The sequence below is a fragment of the Bacillus sp. CR71 genome, assembly GCF_003429245.1.
In the GTDB taxonomy this organism is placed as follows: Bacteria; Bacillota; Bacilli; order Bacillales; family Bacillaceae_G; genus Bacillus_A; species Bacillus_A thuringiensis_S.
The window spans coordinates 4203681-4223398 of sequence record NZ_CP031748.1 but is presented as its reverse complement, the minus strand read 5'-3'; the positions used below and the strand labels follow the sequence as shown (position 1 = coordinate 4223398).

The following is a 19718-nucleotide window of genomic DNA, read 5'->3' as shown; positions in this document are numbered from 1 at the left end:
GTAAGTAGATGGGGAAAATTCGCAAACTCGATGACCAACTCTCTAACTTAATTGCGGCAGGAGAAGTAGTAGAGCGTCCTGCTTCAGTCGTAAAAGAACTTGTGGAAAATTCTATCGATGCGAATAGTACATCTATTGAAATCCACTTAGAAGAAGCTGGTTTATCGAAAATTCGCATCATTGATAATGGAGATGGCATTGCAGAAGAAGATTGCATCGTAGCTTTTGAACGACATGCGACAAGTAAAATTAAAGATGAAAACGATCTGTTTCGCATCAGAACACTCGGTTTCCGTGGTGAGGCATTGCCGAGTATCGCCTCAGTTAGTGAATTAGAATTAATCACTAGCACAGGTGATGCACCTGGTACACACCTTATTATTAAAGGTGGAGACATTATAAAGCAAGAGAAAACCGCGAGCCGAAAAGGAACAGATATTACAGTACAAAACTTATTCTTTAATACACCAGCGCGTCTTAAATATATGAAAACCATTCATACAGAGCTTGGTAATATTACAGATATTGTGTATCGTATTGCAATGTCACATCCAGAAGTATCGTTAAAGCTGTTTCATAATGAAAAGAAATTGCTTCATACGTCAGGTAATGGTGATGTAAGACAAGTACTTGCATCGATTTACAGCATTCAAGTTGCGAAGAAACTTGTTCCGATTGAAGCTGAATCTTTAGATTTCACAATTACAGGCTATGTAACATTACCAGAAGTAACGAGAGCATCTCGAAATTATATGTCAACAATCGTAAATGGCCGTTACGTTCGAAACTTTGTATTAATGAAAGCAATTCAGCAAGGATATCATACATTACTGCCAGTCGGACGATATCCAATCGGATTTTTATCGATTGAAATGGATCCAATGCTTGTTGACGTTAACGTACATCCTGCAAAATTAGAAGTTCGTTTTAGTAAAGAACAAGAATTGCTAAAGCTTATCGAAGAAACATTGCAAGCTGCATTTAAAAAAATACAGCTCATTCCAGATGCAGGCGTAACAACGAAGAAAAAAGAAAAAGACGAGAGTGTGCAAGAACAGTTCCAGTTTGAGCATGCGAAGCCGAAAGAACCATCCATGCCGGACATTGTTTTACCAACTGGCATGGATGAAAAACAAGAAGAACCGCTGCCTGTGAAACAGCCAGCACAACTGTGGCAACCGCCGAAACAAGAATGGCAACCACCACAGTCGCTCGTAAGAGAAGAACAAAGTTGGCAGCCATCTACTAGACCGATAATGGAAGAACCAATTCGAGAAGAAAAATCGTGGGACAGTAATGAAGAGGACTTTGAATTAGAGGAATTGGAAGAAGAAGTTCAGGAAATAAAAGAGATTGAAATGAACGGTAATGACTTACCGCCACTTTATCCAATTGGACAAATGCATGGAACATATATTTTCGCTCAAAATGATAAAGGCTTATATATGATTGACCAACATGCCGCGCAGGAACGTATTAATTATGAATACTTCCGTGATAAAGTAGGAAGGGTAGCGCAAGAAGTACAAGAACTGCTTGTACCGTACCGTATCGATTTATCTCTTACTGAATTTTTACGTGTTGAAGAGCAACTAGAAGAACTGAAAAAAGTCGGTCTATTCTTGGAGCAATTTGGCCATCAATCCTTTATCGTCCGCTCACATCCAACGTGGTTCCCGAAAGGACAAGAAACAGAAATTATCGATGAAATGATGGAGCAAGTTGTTAAACTAAAAAAAGTTGATATTAAAAAATTACGTGAAGAAGCAGCCATCATGATGAGCTGTAAAGCATCGATTAAAGCGAATCAATATTTAACGAACGATCAAATATTTGCTTTACTGGAAGAACTACGTACAACAACAAACCCGTATACATGCCCGCACGGAAGACCGATTCTTGTGCATCATTCTACTTATGAGTTGGAGAAGATGTTTAAGAGGGTTATGTAGAGTGAATAAACTACATTTCAAAAGGGGGCAACATTTACTGTTGCTCCCTTTTAATATGTAGATTTAATTGTTAAACGAGAATATGGTGAAGTAATTTTGCAGTTTATTTCTTGGCTGCGTTAGCTTATATTTATCTATGTATAAAAAAGCGCTGTATACAGCACTTTTTAAAAGGTGCATGAATAGTATAATGAAGATTTTTACATTATTAAAGACATAACTATGCATGGCCTAATATTGATTCTTATTTGGTTAATTGTCATAAGGATCTATACGATTATTTATTTTTATTATTATTAATTTTTTCAGTGTATAGAACTTGCTCTTTGTAGTGTTTCTTAATTGGAAAGTTATGTGTACCTGTGCCGTTCTTGAATTTTTTATCAATGGGGTTCTTTAGAGGAACTGTTGTGGTTTCAGTAAATTCATATGGGTAATTTATTTTAGATTTATCTTCAAACATGAAAATGCCTCCTTTTAGGATTTCCTAAATTCTTTACTATAACATGATATGCATATAGATTTTTTTTGGACTAGTTATTTATATAGGTTAATGGAATTTAATTACATAACCACTGAAGCCTTTTAAAGGAAAATAATTTGAGAAAGAAATGGTATGAATAGCCGTTGGCTCCTATTGTTATTTTTTTGTTTGACAGCGCAGTGAATAATGCATATAAATTCAATATAGATTGTTTTTATAATATTGTTTATATGAGATTTTCTTGATAATATAATGTGAAATATTATAGTATTATTAGGTTATTAGGAACATTTAATGCTGTTTCATAACTGAAAGGGAATTGAAAAAAAACTGAAACTTTTCTCATAAAAATTCAATCTAACTTGAAAAATGAAAGGAAAATGAAATTTTCCAAAAGATATTCTTTGTTAAGATAAAAAGCATACATACAAAAAGTATTGGTATATCTTAAAAATGTATTTTCAAGATATAGTGGGGGAAAAGATGAGATTAGAAAAACAATTAATAAAAAAGATGTATTATGAAACATTCCTAATGGAGAATGAAACAAAACCAACTCTTGACGTACTTGGACAAGCTTATGTAAACGATGAAAAAAATGAGATTTCTGATGGGTCTTATATTCGTTTTGCACAAGGTGAATTTTATTATCGTCATCAAGATTTTGAAGCAGCTATTTTTAAATGGGAGAAGGTTAGTAATGAATTAGCACCATGGGCACAAAAAAATATTGCGGATGCTTATTTCGAACTTAATCAATTATCATATGCTGAAAATATTTATACTTCTATTACTACTGATAATAAAATATTGATGATCGAAATTAGACTACAATTACTTTCTCTTTACATTGAGCAAAATAATTTTGACTCAGCTTTCGGTGTTATTAAAGAAGCAGTTTCTTTAAATCCTGATTATCCGAATGTCACAAAAATTGCCCGTTCCTTTTATGAGGAACAGCAAGATTTTGATAGTGCAGTAGAGCTTGCTGTGAATGAGTTAATTCGAATAGAATCGTATCCGTGGTTTGAGGTATTAAAAGGATATATTGATAAAGGGTTTACTAAACATATTTCACCAGATTATTTTTATAATGCATTAGCTACATTAAATAATGTAGATCAAGTACAGTTTACGCAAATGGTTTCATCACTTTGGAACAGTTATAAAGATGAACAAAATTATTTATTATGGCTTAATACAATAAATGAATTTTTCTTACATATTGAAATACATTCGTCCGATATATGGAACAAAGTTTCTGCTCTTTACGAAGAAACTTACTTTGCATTAATTCAAGGTCAATATACGCTTAGACAATTAAATGATATCATACCCAATCTGTTAGCAAATTGGTTAAAAGTAGTTAATCCATCTTATGCTGTATTTCCATCTGCAGCTGTATTGGCATGGGATGAGATTTTCCCTTCCAAAATAGATTCAGCAAATATAGAGCATGCGGAAAACTTACTGTCACATTCTATTAATCATGTAAATGGCTTAGAGTACAGCTTACACCTTTTTGAATCTATTACACAGTGGGCACAAAAGCACAATATAGAAATAGGTCACCGATTTAAATGGTTAGTTGACGAACTCGCAGATTTAAGAACAAATCGTATTTTAGTAACGGGAACTTCAGGAAATGGAAAAACTACATTTATTAACTCTATATTAGGAGAAAACATATTAGAAAAATCAATTTCAAATGTAGTAGTTTTAAAAAATGATGCTCATATAGAAATAAACGCTATAACAGACTCAGCAATTACAACAACGGAAGATGTCTCTGATTACCATAATATGATGTCTCAGCACCATCAAACATATAGAGATAGAGCGTGTGTTGAATTTAAATTACCATGCAGATTTTTAAATGAAAATAAACTTACATTTGTAGTGACACCTGGCTTTAATAGGAATAACGACACTAGAGATGAGATATTCGAATATTTAAATTCTGTAGACGAATTACTGTTCGTATTGAATGCGGATTCACCTTTTACTGACAAAGAACGTGACATTCTATTAAGTATTCAAGAACATACGCCAAATTTACAAATTCATTTCTTATTAAATAAAATCGATAACATTTACAGTGAAGCAGAAGTGAAAAGGGTATTACATGATACGGCAACGAGAATAAACACATATTTCCCGCATGCGAGAATTTTCCCTTATTCCTCGTTATATACAAGTAGTAAACAATTAAATGATTTAACTGAGTTTATTCATTTTAACTTTAATCATAAAAATATCGATGCAGAACGTACTGAAAAGTTATTATTTTTCATTCGAAAAACAATTACATATCTTTTGGATAAACGTGTTGAGAAAGAAAATAATCTAGTAGATGCTATTAATTGGAATGAAGATATGCTAGTGAAACTAAACGGTAGCATTAATAACCTTACTGCATTTGAGAGGGAAAAAATTCATTTCATTACACAATCATATCGTTCAATGAAGACTGAAATTACAAATGATCTTACTGAAAATATTCCGAAGATATTAAAGAGCTGTTCTAATTTAATTAGTGAAGAAAGTGATTTCGGGCACATGGATACGGAACTAAATAAAGCAATGAATGAAAAAGTGCATAAATATTTAGAACAAACTGTATTACCTAATCTCGCTCTTTCTATGCAAAATTGGATTGCAACTTCTAATAATGAGCTTCTTCAAAGTCAAACGTATTTAGAAGAACTTAGTGAAGGGCTTAATTCACTATTTGGAGAAAATAGAATACAGTTAGAATGTGATTTTAAAGTGCTTGATGACTGGCGCAGAGATACTGACAGGATGACGACTAGAATACAAATGGATGAAGTAAATATTTTACGTCGATTTACGCCAGCACAATTTTTGTTGAAAAGTGCCGGTAAATTATTTGGAGTTCTTCCTAAAAATAAATCTATGCTATATAACAAATACAAACAGTATGTAGAAAATGAAGATTATACTGAAGTAACGGCTTCTATTATGAAGAAATTTTTCTTGCAATTTGAGCTGTTTGAAAACACACAAGAGCGAGATATTAATATATTCTTTAGGAATCCATTTAACTCCTTAAAGCAAGCTGTAGAAAACACGCATTTAGAAATACAAGAAAAACAAGAGATATTACATAAGATGAAATCAAATCCTGAAATCTATCATGATTCTATCATGCTCTTTGAATTGAGATTGCGTCAATGTGAAGTAATTTTAAATATAGGTGATGATAATACCTATACGGATGTAGCTTTAGAAACAAGCGTAGAATAAAAGTAAACACATCAGATTTTTTATATGAAAAATCTGATGTGTTATAAGAAAGTAAAAAGGAGCAATTGTAATAAGTTGCTCCTTTTTCATATATAGATTATTTTTCTGTTTCTTTAATTTTAGTTTGTACTTCGCCAGTTTTAATTTTATTACTTTCTGAGAAGCGTAATAAATCGCCTTCAATAATTTTGTCAGACATTCGTAATTCATTTTGTGCACGTTTAATGAGGGCTTGAGCTTCTTTTTTTGGTAAATCTACAATTTCCCCTGTTATACGGTCGTAGAAAGTGTTGTTTTTGTATGCATACTTATCTGTAACGAAGCTACCATCGCGTAAAACAACAAAGCCAGTATATTCATCTGAAAACATATCATGGCCAAAACGGATATCATTCGTAGAACCAACACCTAATAAATTTAGAATAGTAGGTTTCATATCGATTTGTCCCGTAGGCTTTGAAATAGTTTGACCTTCTGTTTGTCCAGGAATATGAATATATAAAGGTGTACGTTGTAAATTTAAAGTATCAAATTCTGTTATTTGATCTTTGTCTAAAAACTGTGCCATTGCACGATTATGTTTTTCGGAAATGCCATAATGATCACCGTATAACACAATAATAGAATCATCATACATTCCCTCGGCCTTTAAACGCTCAATAAATTTTTTAATTGATTCGTCTAAGTAACGTGCAGTTACGATGTAACGATCGAATACGCCATTACCAGAGTTGTATGGTTCAATGAATTTTGTATCTTCATCATACGTGAATGGATAATGGTTTGTTAAAGTAAGGAAACGAGCATAGAATGGTTGATCAACAGTTTTTAATATATCTACTGATTGATCAAAGTATTCGATATCTTTTAATCCCCAATTTAAATTTGTTTCTGGCGTAATTTTGTAATCAAGCTCATTATAGTAACGATCATAACCAAGAGCGGAGTACATAATATTACGATTCCAAAATGTTGCGTTATTCGCATGGAATACAGAAGTGAAATAACCTTGCTGACGTAAAATTTCTGGAGTCGCAGTATAATCATTGTTACCGTGTGTGAAGAATACAGCCCCTCGATTTAATGGATACAACGACGTATCGATTAGAAATTCAGAATCGGATGTTTTCCCTTGACCAGTTTGATGGAAAAAGTTATCAAAGTAATAACTTTCATTTATGAATTCATTTAGGAATGGTGTAACTTCTTGCCCATTGACTGATGCGCCTATTAAGAAGGTCTGCAAGGATTCAAGAGTGACGACAATTACGTTTTTTCCTTTCGCTGCACCAAACATATTAGGGTTTGGCTCGCTTTGGTTTGCTTTTACGTAGTTTTCAGTTTCTTGTAATTTACTACTATCAGCAAGTGCTTTTTGTGACCCAGCTTTTACTTGCAGTGTTAAGTCATATACTTGGTGAGTATATAAGCCTAAATTTTTGACAAGCATTACCCGGTCGAATGATCTCGTTAATAATTCAGGGCGCTCTTTTTCTGCAAGCTGTAGATTCGTAAAGAATACACCAATCGTTAAAAGAAAGTATAACAAGCGTGTAGAATGAGTTACACGTTCTGTTTTAAAGACCAATGATTTCTTTTTTAATAAAATAAAGAAGAAAACAATGTCTACGAATGCGAGTATAATTTTGTAGTTTAATATCTCTATAATACTGCCGCCTAATTGGCCAAAGTTTGAGGTTTGTCCAAGTACTGGTAATGTAACGAAATCACTATAAAAATCATAGAACATTACATTTCCAACAAGCACGATCGTTAATAAGAAATTAATACATAGCGCTATATAATTTCGCTTTTCACCAGTTGCAAATAATGCTAATCCAACAAATGCTAATGATGCGGCTAGAGGGCTAATAAACAAAATAAGCTCTTGCGTTGAAGACTCAATTTTTAAATCAAAACTGAATCGCGTAATAAGATATGTTTTTAACCATACTGCTAAAGCCATTATTATAACAAAACTTATATTTTGCATTTGTAAATTTATTTTATTCTTCATTTTTACACCTTCTTTATACAATTTATTTAATTGAAGTTATATATTATGTTTTTATAACTATTAGAGTTTAATGAACCATTTAGATTATGTTTTCTAAAGGGAATAATTTGAAGTATTCATATACATACAATGGGGATTTTTAAAGCGTAGTAGCATAAATATAACTCTTTTTGAGAAACGGGCAGAACAAGTCATAGTTGTAGTGAAATTGACTTATAGACATCCTACCATATTAAACACTATGATGATGTTACAAAATATCGAACAAATGAAAGTGAAAATGGATAGAGACTTTTAAAACTGTTGACATTCAATTTATTAGAATTGAATGTCAATCGTTTTAAATATACAGTTATGTTACATATGTATTTTGTAAAATTCCGTTTCTTTGCCAGTTAATCATTAGCCGGGAAGGATAGGAGGGATTATTAAAACACTTTTACTATATATAAGTAAAAGTGTTTTGGAATTGAAAATATTTGACTGACATCTTAATGATAGAAATTAAATGTCAGATAAGTACTTTCCAACATACAGACCACTTGCAGCAGCTTGAGATAAGGAATGAGTGACGCCGGAACAATCTCCAACTAAAAATAGTCCATGCACACTTGTTTCAAAAGAGTTATTGATTTTTATCGTAGGAGCATAGAACTTTCCGTCAATTCCATATAGTAAAGTATGTTGATCAATAGGCTCTTGTATAAATTGTTCTAAACGTAATAAAAATTCTTTCAGCCCTTCAATATATAATTGAGGAACTTCTTGATTCAAATCTCCATAATCCCCCTGTAGTGTAGGTTGTATACGATTATGTTCCATGCTGTTTTTCGCCGTAGGTTGTTTCTTTAATAAGTCCTCTAAGCGCTGTATAACAATCCGATCTCGTCCTTGGTTAATGCCTTTAATAATTGAACTTGCGTATACATTTGCTTCTTTGAGAGTTGGAAAATAGCGAGGAATAAATAAAGTGAAGTTTAAATTAGAAGTGCCAGTTCCTTGCTCTCGAAAATTTTGACCGTCAGGCATAACTAAACCTTCTTCGTACTTTCGAATGATGCGTCCTTTTGGATTCATACAGTAAGTAGTTGCTGTGAAATGCTCACCTTGATAAGAAAGTTTTGTTTCAAAAGTATCTTTTAATATAGAACGTAATTGATGTTCTTTCATTTCTACTCTAATTCCTAAATCTACACGTGTTTGCTCCTGAGAAATACTTAGAGAACTGCATATTTCTTTTAACCAATCGGCCCCTGAACGCCCAGTTGCAAATACTAGTTGCTTAGTTTGAACTGTTCCTTGATTTGTCTCTATTGTAAAATAATCTTCCTGTTTCAGAATATGTTGTACATCTATTTGAAATTTGATCTTTATTTTCGTCAATAAAAATTCATAGAGCTGCTGAAAAATGTTATTGGAAAGGGGAGTACCAAGATGTCTTACTTCTGTTGTTAGCATTTGTAAACCACACGCTTCAGCTCTTTTAGTGAGACTTGAATTTTCAGTACAATATTTTGAGACAGAACTTCCACCAAACTGACATAGAATTTCATCTACTTCAGCCATGAGCTGTATAAAGCCCTCTTTACCGACTTTTTGCTCAAGTTCTCCGCCAAATCCGTTTGTATAATTAAATTTCCCTTCAGATCTTCCTAAACCACCAAACCCGAAATATTTATCACATGTAGTACAATTACACACTTTTCCTTCGTCTAAAGGACAATGGCGATCTTCTAGCGCTTTACCTTTATCAAGAATTAAAACTTTTTTGTTACTTTTAGCTAGTGAATAAGCCATAAAAATGCTACTTACTCCAGCGCCGATAATTGTAACATCATACATATTCTTTCACCTGCTAACGAATAGTTTGTTTTTTATTTTTCTAGTGTATAACAATTTTATGAAGTTAAGAAATAGCTTTTATTAATAAAGTGGGAGTTTTTGAACTTGATGCTGTATTAACTTCTCCGAGTGGTGGAGTAAATACAAAAATTTTTATTTGAAAGAAGAAATAGTTTGAAAAATCACTATGTCATATGATTAATAACATCTTACATAGAAAAAAAACAGACCTTTTAAGTGAAGAGGTCTGTTAATGATTTTAAATCTTATTTAGCAAACACATGGTTACCAATTACTGCTACTGTTTGACGTGTCGTAATCCACTTGTCTGTTGATGTTTTTGGATTGTAGAAATAAATCCAGTCAGAATGTACTCCATTTGTGGAGATAGCCTCTTCTACAGCCATTTTTGCTTCTGCACTTGCAGGCTGATTAATTCTGCCATCTGTAACAGGAGTAAATGCATATCCGTATTTAATAGGTTCATAAATAACACCTGTTATTGTATTTGGAAAACCTTTTGCATTTACACGATTTAGTATAACTTTTGCTACTGCTACTTTTCCTTTATAGGATTCGCCACCTGCTTCAGCAGTAACTAAGCGTGCCATTAAGTCTTTTTCTTTTTGTGAAATGCTTGAGTTAATTTTTAAATGTTGTCCTGTATAAAGCTTGTTTCCGACTGTATTGTTAATTTGTTTTATAGATTGGACGGTGACATTGTAACGCTTTGCTATCGTTTCTAATGAATCCCCCGGTTGTACTTGATAAATAATTTGTCCAGAAATGCTCGCAGGCTTGGCGTTTTGAGGAACAGTGATTTCATTTGATTTCACGGACCCTGGAATATGTAACTGTTCGCCAATAAAGGTTTTATCGTTTCCTTTATTATTAGCCTGTTTAATGGATTGTATTGAAACTCCGTATTGTTTACTAATGCCCCAAAGTGTATCGTTCTTTTTTACTGTATGAATGGTAGAAGCTTCAGCTGTACTTTGACTACATACGAATGTAATTGCAGCCGCGGATAAAGGGATTATATGTTTTATTTTTAGTAATTTCATTGTAAATCCTCCTAAGAAAAAATTAAGGTGAAACTATTAAGTAATGTAGTTCAAAATGTGTATATGCGTAATATATTAATGTAAGTATATTAGCACATATAAAATAAATAATCACTATAAGTTTCATATTCGTGTAGTGTAGAGTCAGAATATGAAATATTGCATATGAAAATACATTGAAGTTCATATTTCTGATTACTATAATCTATTTAGTAGAAAGGGAATACGTTATAGAAATAAAATCATTATAGATTAATATAATAATTAATAATTAATAATTATTAATAGGAGGATTGATGTAATGAAAATATTTCAAAAAATGTATGCGTCAACTGTAATCATTACAACACTTTTAGGAACAGGAGGTACTATCAATAGTGTACATGCTGATTCTATAGAACAGCAGAGTAAATTAGGGATAGAACAAGAAACAGATAAGCAAATCATTGTAAAATTTAAAGCAGATTTGGATTTTCCATATGAAGATGGTATTGAAAAACAAATACAATCTCAAACGAATGATAAAGTAATAAAAGATCTTTTGACAGAATATCCAGATGTAACATTTACTCGTTTATTCACATCTGTAAGCCCGGAACAAATACAAAACCTTGAAGTGAAAGCACCTAATCATGTATCTACAAGTTTATTAAACTACTATATTCTTCAAAATCAAAATAGTGGGTATGAAGAAGAAATAGTAGATAAGTTAAAGGCATCTTCTTTAATAGAAGATGCGTATATGAAGAAACAAGAGAAAATAATGCCACCTGAAGTGCAATCATCAAGTGTAGCTCTTAATCCTAATAAAAATCCTAGATTTAAAAAACAAGGTTATCTTGAAGCAGCCCCATACGGTATTAATGCGCCTTTCGCCTGGGGAGTTCAAGGCGGTAATGGAAATGGTATCACTTTTGTTGATATGGAATACGGATGGCTATTAAATCATGAGGATTTATTACATCAAAATATTGAATTAATGTCTGGAAGAAATATAAATCAGCATGTCGGTCATGGGACGTCTGTACTAGGAATTGTATCCTCTGAGGACAATGAAGTCGGGAATATTGGGATTGCGCCAAAAGCGAAAGCAAAGGTTATCTCTCAAATAAGAGATAACGGACAGTATAATACGGCTGATGCAATATTAAGCGCTGTAAATCAGTTAGAAGCTGGGGATGTTTTATTGTTAGAGGCGCAAGCATCCTTTGATGGATATGGTGATAAATATTTACCTGTTGAAGTACAACCAGATATTTTTGATGCAATTCGTGCTGGTACAGATAAGGGAATTGTAATTATAGAGGCTGGAGCAAATGGGTGGAATGATTTAGATCAGTTCAAAGATAGAAAGGGTAAGCAAGTCTTAAATCGTAATAGTAAAGATTTTAAAGATTCGGGTGCAATTATGGTAGGAGCTGGCTCTTCATCTTTCCCTCATGAACGTATGTGGTTTTCGAATTATGGAAGCCGTATTGATGTGTACGGATGGGGAGAAAATGTAGATACAACTACAGCCGAGCAAAGTAGAAGTGCTGTAAATCTTTATACTTCAAGCTTTAGCGGAACATCTAGTGCTTCGCCAATTATTGCTGGGGCAGCGACTTTAGTACAAAGCATTGCTAAAGAAAATTTAGGACAACCATATAGACCTAGTGAACTAAGAGCAATATTAAGCAACCAGAGCACAGGAACAAAATCTAAAGATCCATATGCAGATAAAATTGGTGTTTTACCAGATTTGAAGTCTATACTAGTAAACTTAGGCTATGAACAAAGAAAACTAAACGGTGGGAATGAATTACAAGTAACAGAAAATGAACCAAATAATGAGCCTAGACAGGCAAATAAAGTTAACTTTCATACACTGGTGAAAGGAACGCTACATAATAGTGATAGAGTAGATGTATTTACTTTCCAAATTGACTCGCCGGAAAATATTAATATTTCTCTACTAAATGAACAAAATATCGGAATGACATGGGTACTTCATCATGAATCAGATTTAAATAACTATGTAGCATATGGTGAAAATGAAGGAAATGTAGTTAAAGGAACTTATAATGCAAAGCCAGGAAAATATTATTTATACGTCTATAAATATGAGAATAAAGATGGTTCATATGTATTGAACATAAAATAAGCAAAGGGAACTTCAGATGAAGTTCCTTTAAATTTTTCTAATTTAGTATATGTGAATGATTTTTTAACTTTACTTCTATGCAATATTTCATATTGATGAAATGTTATTTATTTTTTATGAACTAGCCTATATTATATTCAATAAGTTTGATATAAAAACAGAAAAAGAGAGTGATAATAATGAGAAATAAGAAGTTAATTTTGAAATTATTCATATGTAGTACAATATTTATCACATTTGTATTTGCTTTACATGATAAGAGAGTAGTTGCAGCTAGCTCTGTTAATGAGCTTGAAAATTGGTCGAAATGGATGCAACCTATACCTGATAATATTCCGTTAGCACGAATTTCAATTCCAGGAACACACGATAGTGGGACGTTCAAGTTGCAAAATCCGATTAAGCAAGTGTGGGGAATGACGCAAGAATATGATTTTCGCTATCAAATGGACCATGGAGCTCGCATTTTTGATATAAGAGGACGTTTAACAGATGATAATACGATAGTTCTTCATCATGGGCCATTATATCTTTACGTAACACTGCATGAATTCATAAATGAAGCGAAACAATTTTTAAAAGATAACCCGAGTGAAACAATTATTATGTCTTTAAAAAAAGAGTATGAGGATATGAAAGGGGCAGAAAATTCATTTAGTAGTACGTTTGAAAAAAATTATTTTGTTGATCCTATCTTTTTAAAAACAGAAGGAAATATAAAACTTGGAGATGCTCGTGGGAAAATTGTACTACTAAAAAGATATAGTGGCAGTAATGAATCTGGAGGATATAATAATTTTTATTGGCCAGATAATGAGACGTTTACCACAACTGTAAACAAAAATGTAAATGTAACAGTACAAGATAAATATAAAGTGAGTTATGATGAGAAAGTAAAATCTATTAAAGATACAATCAATGAAACGATGAACAATAGCGAGGATTTAAATCATCTATATATTAATTTTACAAGCTTGTCTTCGGGTGGTACAGCATGGAATAGTCCATATTATTATGCGTCTTATATAAATCCCGAGATCGCGGCATATATTAAACAAGAGAATCCAAAAAGAGTTGGTTGGGTTATCCAAGATTATATTAGTGATAAGTGGTCACCGATTCTCTATCAAGAAGTTATAAGAACTAATAAGTCGCTTTAATTTTTATCATAATTTCATAGAAACAATATAACTCTATTAAAAGTCTTGTGGAATTCCCATAAGACTTTTTAGTATTTGATAGTATGAGAATCAAGTTCTTCGAATATAATTATAAGATTAATAAAAAAATGTCGATAAATGTCGATTGTTGTTGTAATATAAAACAAGTAAAATATAATATATAGATGGAGTGATTTTGTTGTCTTTTATTAAAAATAGTAAAATTGGAACGAAATTAAATGTGTTAGTCATTATATCGAGTTTGGCTTGTATCATGTTATCTTCACTCGGGTTTTTAGGGCTTCAAAAAGGTGAAAATGCATCTTCTAGTATGTATGAAGAAAGACTATTACCAATTGAATGGATAGGAATTGTAGAATCAAATTTTTACCATGTTAATATGAATTTTATGGAGATTATGATATCGAAAGATGAAAAAAGAATGAAAGAACTCATAATAGAAATGGATAAGACTAGAAAAGAAAATGATGAGCTGTTAAAACAATTTGAAACTAGAATTAGTTCTCATAAAGAAAAAGATTTGTATAATGCGTTTCAAAGTCAATTTAAAGATTTAAGAGTACAAATGAAAAAAGCACAAGATTTGGGACTGACTAATAATGAAGAAGCCTATAGCTATTATTTAAAAGAAATTGACCCTAATATGGAAAAAACAATTCAGTCTATTCGTGAACTTATTTTATATAATAATAATGCTGCTGAACAGCTACAAAAAGAGAATGTTAATAGTGTGAAAAATACAATCATAACATTTGTAATTATTTCATTTGTTGGAATCATAATAATCATTTTTATTGGTTTTATAACAAAAAATGCTATAAAAAAACCAATTGTATTATTACAAAAAGATATGGAACGAGTATCTGCTGGAGATTTAACAATTCGAACTTCTTATAAATCCGAGAACGAATTAGGCCATATTGTACAGTCCTTTAATAGTATGTTAGATAACTTGCAACAATTAGTCGGTCAGGTGAAGGTTACGGCGAAAGAAGTGATTGTTTCAACTGAAAATATGCTACAAGAGACGAAAACGGCAGCACATATATCAAACGAGGTTGTTCGAACTACTTCTGAAATAAATAAAGAAATAGAGGGACAAGTGACTAGTATTCAAGAAAGTTCAACTTCAATGGAAGAAATTGCAACTGGTGTTCAAACAGTAGCTGAATCTTCAGCGATGGTTGCTGAAGTTGCTGTTGCAACAATAGACCAAGCAAACTCTGGTAGTGAAGTTATAAAACAATCTATTCATCAAATGAATAGCGTGAATGAAGTTGTCGAAGAAACTTCTAAGGTCATTGATAGACTTGTTACGCGTACACAACAAATTGAAGAAGTGTTAGATGTTATTACTAATATTGCGGAACAAACGAATTTACTTGCTTTAAATGCTGCAATTGAGGCAGCACGTGCTGGAGAAAATGGAAAAGGATTTGCAGTAGTTGCAGCTGAAGTAAGAGGTCTAGCTGAGAAATCTAAAACATCTGTAAATGATATAAATAATTTAATACGTTTTATACATCAAGATACAGAGGATACAGTTCATGTAATGAAAAAAGGTCAACAACAGGCTAGTGGTGGTAAAGAAGCAGCGCATAAGGCAGAACTCGCATTTTCATCTATTATGCAAGATATTAATAGAATAACGACCCAAATTCAAGAAGTGTCTGCTGCCACAGAAGAAATGTCTGCTGGGACAGAAGAAGTAAATGCCTCTTTGTCAATAGTTTCTGAAACTGCAACACAAGTCGCACAAGAAACGAATCGAACGGTACAATCAATTCAAGCACAAGCCACATTGATTCAAGAAATAACGACGAAATCTAATGAAATGAAAAAGAAAGTCGAAAATTTAGAAATGCTAATTTCACAATTCATTATTGAAGAATAAGTCTATTAACATTTATCCCGCTATTTGCCGGGCAGTAAGACCCCTACCTCAAAATTCAGCGGAAGCAAAGAAGTTAGGTAGGGGCCTGCTGCCCGTAAAAGCCCGATTGGTGAAGACTGATTAAAGTTTCACTTTATCATTAGTATAAACTTTAAGATACTCAACATAGTGCTGTGTTGTATAATTTGAAAAAGGACCTTCATAGGTTCTTTTTTTGTAAATGGTGTGAACGATACTTTTCATTATGAAAAAATCAAACTTTTAAATCGGGTTAATTTCAAGTGGAAAATGGATATAATTAACCTTGCGAAAAAGCAACTGGTCCTAAGTGATCAGTTGCTTTTTATTTTTAAAGTGGATGAGCAAAAAAACGCGAAAGTGGTTGGTCCGCTTTTTACAAACATCTATTATGATAAGAGAAGAAAGGTAGTATGTTATCAGCATTTTAAAGAGGAAGGTTTTTATGTAAGTTCTTTAATTAAAATAGATGGGTCTTAGAGAGGTGAAAAGACAATGAGTTTTGCAATTTCACTAGTCGTTATTATTGTAATTGTATCGCTATTTGGGACTGTACTAGTTGCAAGAAACGTGGAGGAGAATTACGGCAAGTCTACAAAAAGAAATGTGAAAAACTTATCTGCAATCTATATTCTTCTTCTTTTTGTTCTACTGGTTGGGGTAACATGGTATGTGGTAATGATTTGATAGTTTGTGAAAGAACTGAAATGAGAGTATGAAGTTGGAATTTCAGAAGCTATCGAGTAATCAGAAAGAGAACTATTTTGGATATATCCATTTACGGATAAGAAAATGTGACTAATTAATACTATTTTTACGGTGAATACTGTTAGTAAAAAATGAGGATAGTTCGTTTTGAAAGGAGGGAACTAGATGGAATGGAAACCAAATCGTGCAGATAAGACACCTTTATATAAACAAATTGCTGATTATATTGAAAGAGGCATTTCTTCAGGTGAATTTCCTTCTGATAGTAAGTTACCTTCTGAGCGTATATTGGCAAAGGGATTACAGGTGAACCGGAGTACAATAGTAGCTGCGTATGAAGAATTAAAATCACTTGGAGTAGTAGAACGGCAAAAGGGAAGCGGAACACGGGTCAATACAGACATATGGGGTGTCTCACATAAACGAATACCGAACTGGGGTAGGTACGTGGAGGACGGATCATTCTTACCTAACGTACCACTCGTTCAACAAATTCGAACGGAAACACAAAAAGATGATTTAATTAATTTAGCAAGTGGTGAACTGTCACCAGAATTAATTCCAAGTGATAGATTTCGAACAATTTTGTCGGAGAAAACATTTATGGAAAACCTCGGTTATGACCATCCACTTGGAAATGAGATGTTGAGAAAAACAATTTCAGCACATGTTCAGCAATATAAACAAATTGAAGCAGATTCAAGCTCTATTCTTATTACGTCTGGAGCACAACAGGCGCTTAATCTTATCGTTCAATGTTTATTAAAACCTGGCGATGCGATCGCGATTGAAGATCCTTCGTATTGTTTTTCGCTTCCAATGTTTAAATCGGCCGGTTTAAACATATTTCATTTACCTGTTGATGAGCATGGAATGAATCCAGATGACTTAATCGATTTGCACAAAAAGCATCGCATTCGGATGGTATTTTTGAATCCAGATTATCAGAATCCAACGGGTACTGTACTTTCATTAGCGAGACGTAAAAAGATTTTAGAACTGTCTTCTGAGTTCGGTATACCAATTGTAGAAGATGATCCGTATAGTTTAATTTCTTTTAATGGAGAAGTGAATCCGACATTAAAATCAATGGATCAAAATGGAAATGTTCTTTATATAAGTTCATTATCAAAAATTGTTGCATCAGGATTACGTATTGGATGGATAATTGGTCCTATACGAGTAATTGAGCGTTTAGCAGATGCAAAGCAACAAGTTGATTTTGGCCATAGTGTATTTACGCAGTGGGTAGCAAATCAATTTTTAGAATCAAAGGATTTTCATACACATATTACGATACTTCGTGGACAATTAAAGCAAAGAAGAGATGAATTAATTACAGAGCTTGAAGGAACATTGGGAGACCGAGTTGAATGTTTCGTGCCAGAGGGTGGAATACATGTATGGTGTAAAGTGAAAGGAAAGTTTGATGAATATCACTTATTAGGTGAATCTATACGGAATGGTGTCGCATTTGTTCCGGGCAGTGTTTTAGGTTCGAAAAATGAATATATACGATTTACGTTTGGTAGAGCGAATATAGAACAAATTCAACTTGGAATTAAACGGTTTGCTTACACGCTAAATGAGATTTCATAATATGGATGTGTGATAGTGAAATGAGGGAAATAAATGAAGTACGTGACGCTTTTACTTCAAGTAGGCGTGCTATATGTATTTAGCTTAGTGGGTATGTGGATTCAGGAAATATTCCATCTATCAATACCGGGAAGTTTAATAGGGATGTTAATACTGTTCCTGTTTCTTTTCACTCGCGTTCTACCGTTAAAGTGGTTTGAGTTAGGTGCGGAAAAGTTAATCGTATTTTTACCGTTATTTTTAATCCCTTCGACAACAGGGCTCATGGAATACGGATCTTTTCTTTTAAGTAAGGGGAGTATTATATTCCTTTTAGTAGTTGCAAGTACTATAGTAACTTTAATTGTTTCAGGTTATATAAGTCAATTATTAGTAACATCAAAAAAATAAAATCGACAAGGTGCACGATTCAAATGGTCTTAATTATTATTACTGTAGCAATTTATTTCTTGGCGACAAATCTATATAAAAAATTTACGTTTGCATTTACGTTACCGGTGTTAACAGTTACGGCAATTATGATTTGTTTATTTTTGATTTTTGGTATTTCTCATCATGAGTATAGGGAAAATGGGGGAGACATTCTTTCAAGCTTATTGAGCCCTGCAATTGTAGCATTAGCCATACCTCTATTTAAAGAGCGAAAGATACTGATGAAAAATTTTTTATCGATACTTATCGGAGTAGTGATAGGTATAGTGGCTGTAACGAGCATGAATGTAGTGATTGGCGGAATTTTAAATATAGATAAGGAACTTATATTAACTACTTTACCACAGTTAGCAACGATGCCTATTGCCCTTTCATTAGCGGATCAAATTGGTGGTATTCCATCTATGACTTCTAGTTTTGTAGTTGTTGCAGGGATAACAGGTGCTATTGTCGGACCGACAGTACTTAAGTTTTTCAGTATAACAAGTACGATTGGAAAAGGAGTTGGAATGGGCTGTGCATCACATATTATCGGTGTGAGTCGTTTAGTGAAGGAAGGCGAGAAAGAAGCGACTATCGGTTCGGTAACGATGATTGTAACTGGAATACTCATTAGTATACTAATACCGTATGGAACGAAATTTATTTTTTAAATGTAATGGAGATGATAACAATGACAACATGGTTTATAGTTACATTATTTGTTTTTGGAGCTATTAAAGTATTAGTTTCTAGTATGCCCACTTCTGTTGTAGAATCAATTATTAGTAAATTTGAGTTGCATCAAAAACTTGAGGCGGAAAATACTTCTATATCAATAGATGGAAAAAATATAGAGGGAGAAATGAAACTACAAGTTATTCATGAATTTAATGAAGCTTTGTTTTTAGATAAACATTATTTCCCGCCGCACGGAGAAGGGACACCAATAGTCATTGATACGAAGAAAGGGAATAAAGAGATTAGGTTTTCTCTATATAGTTATGAGGAACATATTGATGTCATTAAGCAATATAAGAAGAAAGTCGTTGCCTATCGTTTACGCTCTAAAAGCCTACAAACACTGGCACCATTAGCAATAATGGAAGAGTATGCTTAAGAAGGGACCTATAATGGT

14 protein-coding genes are annotated in these 19718 nt (G+C 32.8%); 10 read left to right on the top strand and 4 right to left on the bottom strand.

From position 1 onward, the window contains the following. Positions 1–8 precede the first annotated feature (8 nt). A complete protein-coding gene (gene mutL / locus DOS87_RS21065; protein WP_000516486.1) occupies positions 9–1952 on the top strand; it encodes a DNA mismatch repair endonuclease MutL in 1944 nt (647 codons plus the stop codon). A gap of 277 nt (positions 1953–2229) precedes the next feature. Here mutL and DOS87_RS21060 read toward each other — a convergent pair whose 3' ends face one another. Then, positions 2230–2415, bottom strand: a complete 186-nt coding sequence (locus tag DOS87_RS21060) for a hypothetical protein (RefSeq protein WP_000461138.1) — start codon at positions 2413–2415, stop codon at positions 2230–2232. A gap of 504 nt (positions 2416–2919) precedes the next feature. Between DOS87_RS21060 and DOS87_RS21055 the strand changes: the two genes are divergently transcribed. Further along, positions 2920–5703 carry a dynamin family protein gene (locus DOS87_RS21055; protein ID WP_081143655.1) on the top strand — a complete coding sequence of 928 codons (2784 nt, stop codon included), beginning with the start codon at positions 2920–2922 and terminating at the stop codon, positions 5701–5703. A gap of 97 nt (positions 5704–5800) precedes the next feature. On the opposite strand, the gene DOS87_RS21050 is transcribed toward DOS87_RS21055, so the two are convergent. The 3 genes from DOS87_RS21050 to DOS87_RS21040 all read right to left on the bottom strand — a co-directional run bounded on the left by DOS87_RS21050 (position 5801) and on the right by DOS87_RS21040 (position 10626). Beyond that, on the bottom strand, positions 5801–7720 hold the full coding sequence (locus DOS87_RS21050; protein WP_098577807.1) for an LTA synthase family protein: 1920 nt from the start codon (positions 7718–7720) through the stop codon (positions 5801–5803). A 504-nt stretch (positions 7721–8224) separates the two neighbouring features. After that, positions 8225–9562, bottom strand: coding sequence for an NAD(P)/FAD-dependent oxidoreductase (locus tag DOS87_RS21045; RefSeq protein ID WP_000272409.1), 1338 nt, complete (start codon positions 9560–9562; stop codon positions 8225–8227). A gap of 266 nt (positions 9563–9828) precedes the next feature. Then, on the bottom strand, positions 9829–10626 hold the full coding sequence (locus tag DOS87_RS21040) for a cell wall hydrolase (RefSeq protein ID WP_000771008.1): 798 nt from the start codon (positions 10624–10626) through the stop codon (positions 9829–9831). Positions 10627–10927: 301 nt separating this feature from the next. On the opposite strand from DOS87_RS21040, the gene DOS87_RS21035 reads away from it, so the two are divergent. The 8 genes from DOS87_RS21035 (at position 10928) to DOS87_RS21000 (ending at position 19700) form a co-directional block, all read left to right on the top strand. Next, on the top strand, positions 10928–12769 hold the full coding sequence (locus DOS87_RS21035) for a S8 family peptidase (protein WP_098578618.1): 1842 nt from the start codon (positions 10928–10930) through the stop codon (positions 12767–12769). Positions 12770–12948: 179 nt separating this feature from the next. Then, a complete protein-coding gene (gene plcA / locus DOS87_RS21030; protein WP_001244685.1) occupies positions 12949–13929 on the top strand; it encodes a phosphatidylinositol diacylglycerol-lyase in 981 nt (326 codons plus the stop codon). 199 nt (positions 13930–14128) lie between these two features. After that, the gene (locus DOS87_RS21025; RefSeq protein WP_000008149.1) at positions 14129–15844 is read left to right on the top strand and encodes a methyl-accepting chemotaxis protein; all 1716 of its coding nucleotides are present in this window, start codon (positions 14129–14131) and stop codon (positions 15842–15844) included. 513 nt (positions 15845–16357) lie between these two features. After that, positions 16358–16549, top strand: a complete 192-nt coding sequence (locus tag DOS87_RS21020) for a hypothetical protein (protein ID WP_000006462.1) — start codon at positions 16358–16360, stop codon at positions 16547–16549. A gap of 186 nt (positions 16550–16735) precedes the next feature. Then, a complete protein-coding gene (locus DOS87_RS21015; protein WP_098578305.1) occupies positions 16736–18169 on the top strand; it encodes a MocR-like pyridoxine biosynthesis transcription factor PdxR in 1434 nt (477 codons plus the stop codon). A 33-nt stretch (positions 18170–18202) separates the two neighbouring features. Further along, entirely contained in the window at positions 18203–18559 is a 357-nt protein-coding gene (locus DOS87_RS21010; RefSeq protein WP_000878483.1) for a CidA/LrgA family holin-like protein, read from the top strand. Positions 18560–18582: 23 nt separating this feature from the next. Further along, positions 18583–19254, top strand: a complete 672-nt coding sequence (locus DOS87_RS21005; protein ID WP_000242949.1) for an LrgB family protein — start codon at positions 18583–18585, stop codon at positions 19252–19254. Between the two features lie 20 nt (positions 19255–19274). After that, entirely contained in the window at positions 19275–19700 is a 426-nt protein-coding gene (locus DOS87_RS21000) for a YfmQ family protein (protein WP_000214632.1), read from the top strand. Positions 19701–19718 lie beyond the last annotated feature (18 nt).

Excerpts from the sequence above, each read along its gene's own strand:
- mutL (WP_000516486.1), top strand. The coding sequence starts at position 9 with ATGGGGAAAATTCGCAAACTCGATGACCAACTCTCTAACTTAATTGCG.
- DOS87_RS21060 (WP_000461138.1), bottom strand. The coding sequence starts at position 2,415 with ATGTTTGAAGATAAATCTAAAATAAATTACCCATATGAATTTACTGAA.
- DOS87_RS21055 (WP_081143655.1), top strand. The coding sequence starts at position 2,920 with ATGAGATTAGAAAAACAATTAATAAAAAAGATGTATTATGAAACATTC.
- DOS87_RS21050 (WP_098577807.1), bottom strand. The coding sequence starts at position 7,720 with ATGAAGAATAAAATAAATTTACAAATGCAAAATATAAGTTTTGTTATA.
- DOS87_RS21045 (WP_000272409.1), bottom strand. The coding sequence starts at position 9,562 with ATGTATGATGTTACAATTATCGGCGCTGGAGTAAGTAGCATTTTTATG.
- DOS87_RS21040 (WP_000771008.1), bottom strand. The coding sequence starts at position 10,626 with ATGAAATTACTAAAAATAAAACATATAATCCCTTTATCCGCGGCTGCA.
- DOS87_RS21035 (WP_098578618.1), top strand. The coding sequence starts at position 10,928 with ATGAAAATATTTCAAAAAATGTATGCGTCAACTGTAATCATTACAACA.
- plcA (WP_001244685.1), top strand. The coding sequence starts at position 12,949 with ATGAGAAATAAGAAGTTAATTTTGAAATTATTCATATGTAGTACAATA.
- DOS87_RS21020 (WP_000006462.1), top strand. The coding sequence starts at position 16,358 with ATGAGTTTTGCAATTTCACTAGTCGTTATTATTGTAATTGTATCGCTA.
- DOS87_RS21015 (WP_098578305.1), top strand. The coding sequence starts at position 16,736 with ATGGAATGGAAACCAAATCGTGCAGATAAGACACCTTTATATAAACAA.
- DOS87_RS21010 (WP_000878483.1), top strand. The coding sequence starts at position 18,203 with ATGAAGTACGTGACGCTTTTACTTCAAGTAGGCGTGCTATATGTATTT.
- DOS87_RS21005 (WP_000242949.1), top strand. The coding sequence starts at position 18,583 with ATGGTCTTAATTATTATTACTGTAGCAATTTATTTCTTGGCGACAAAT.
- DOS87_RS21000 (WP_000214632.1), top strand. The coding sequence starts at position 19,275 with ATGACAACATGGTTTATAGTTACATTATTTGTTTTTGGAGCTATTAAA.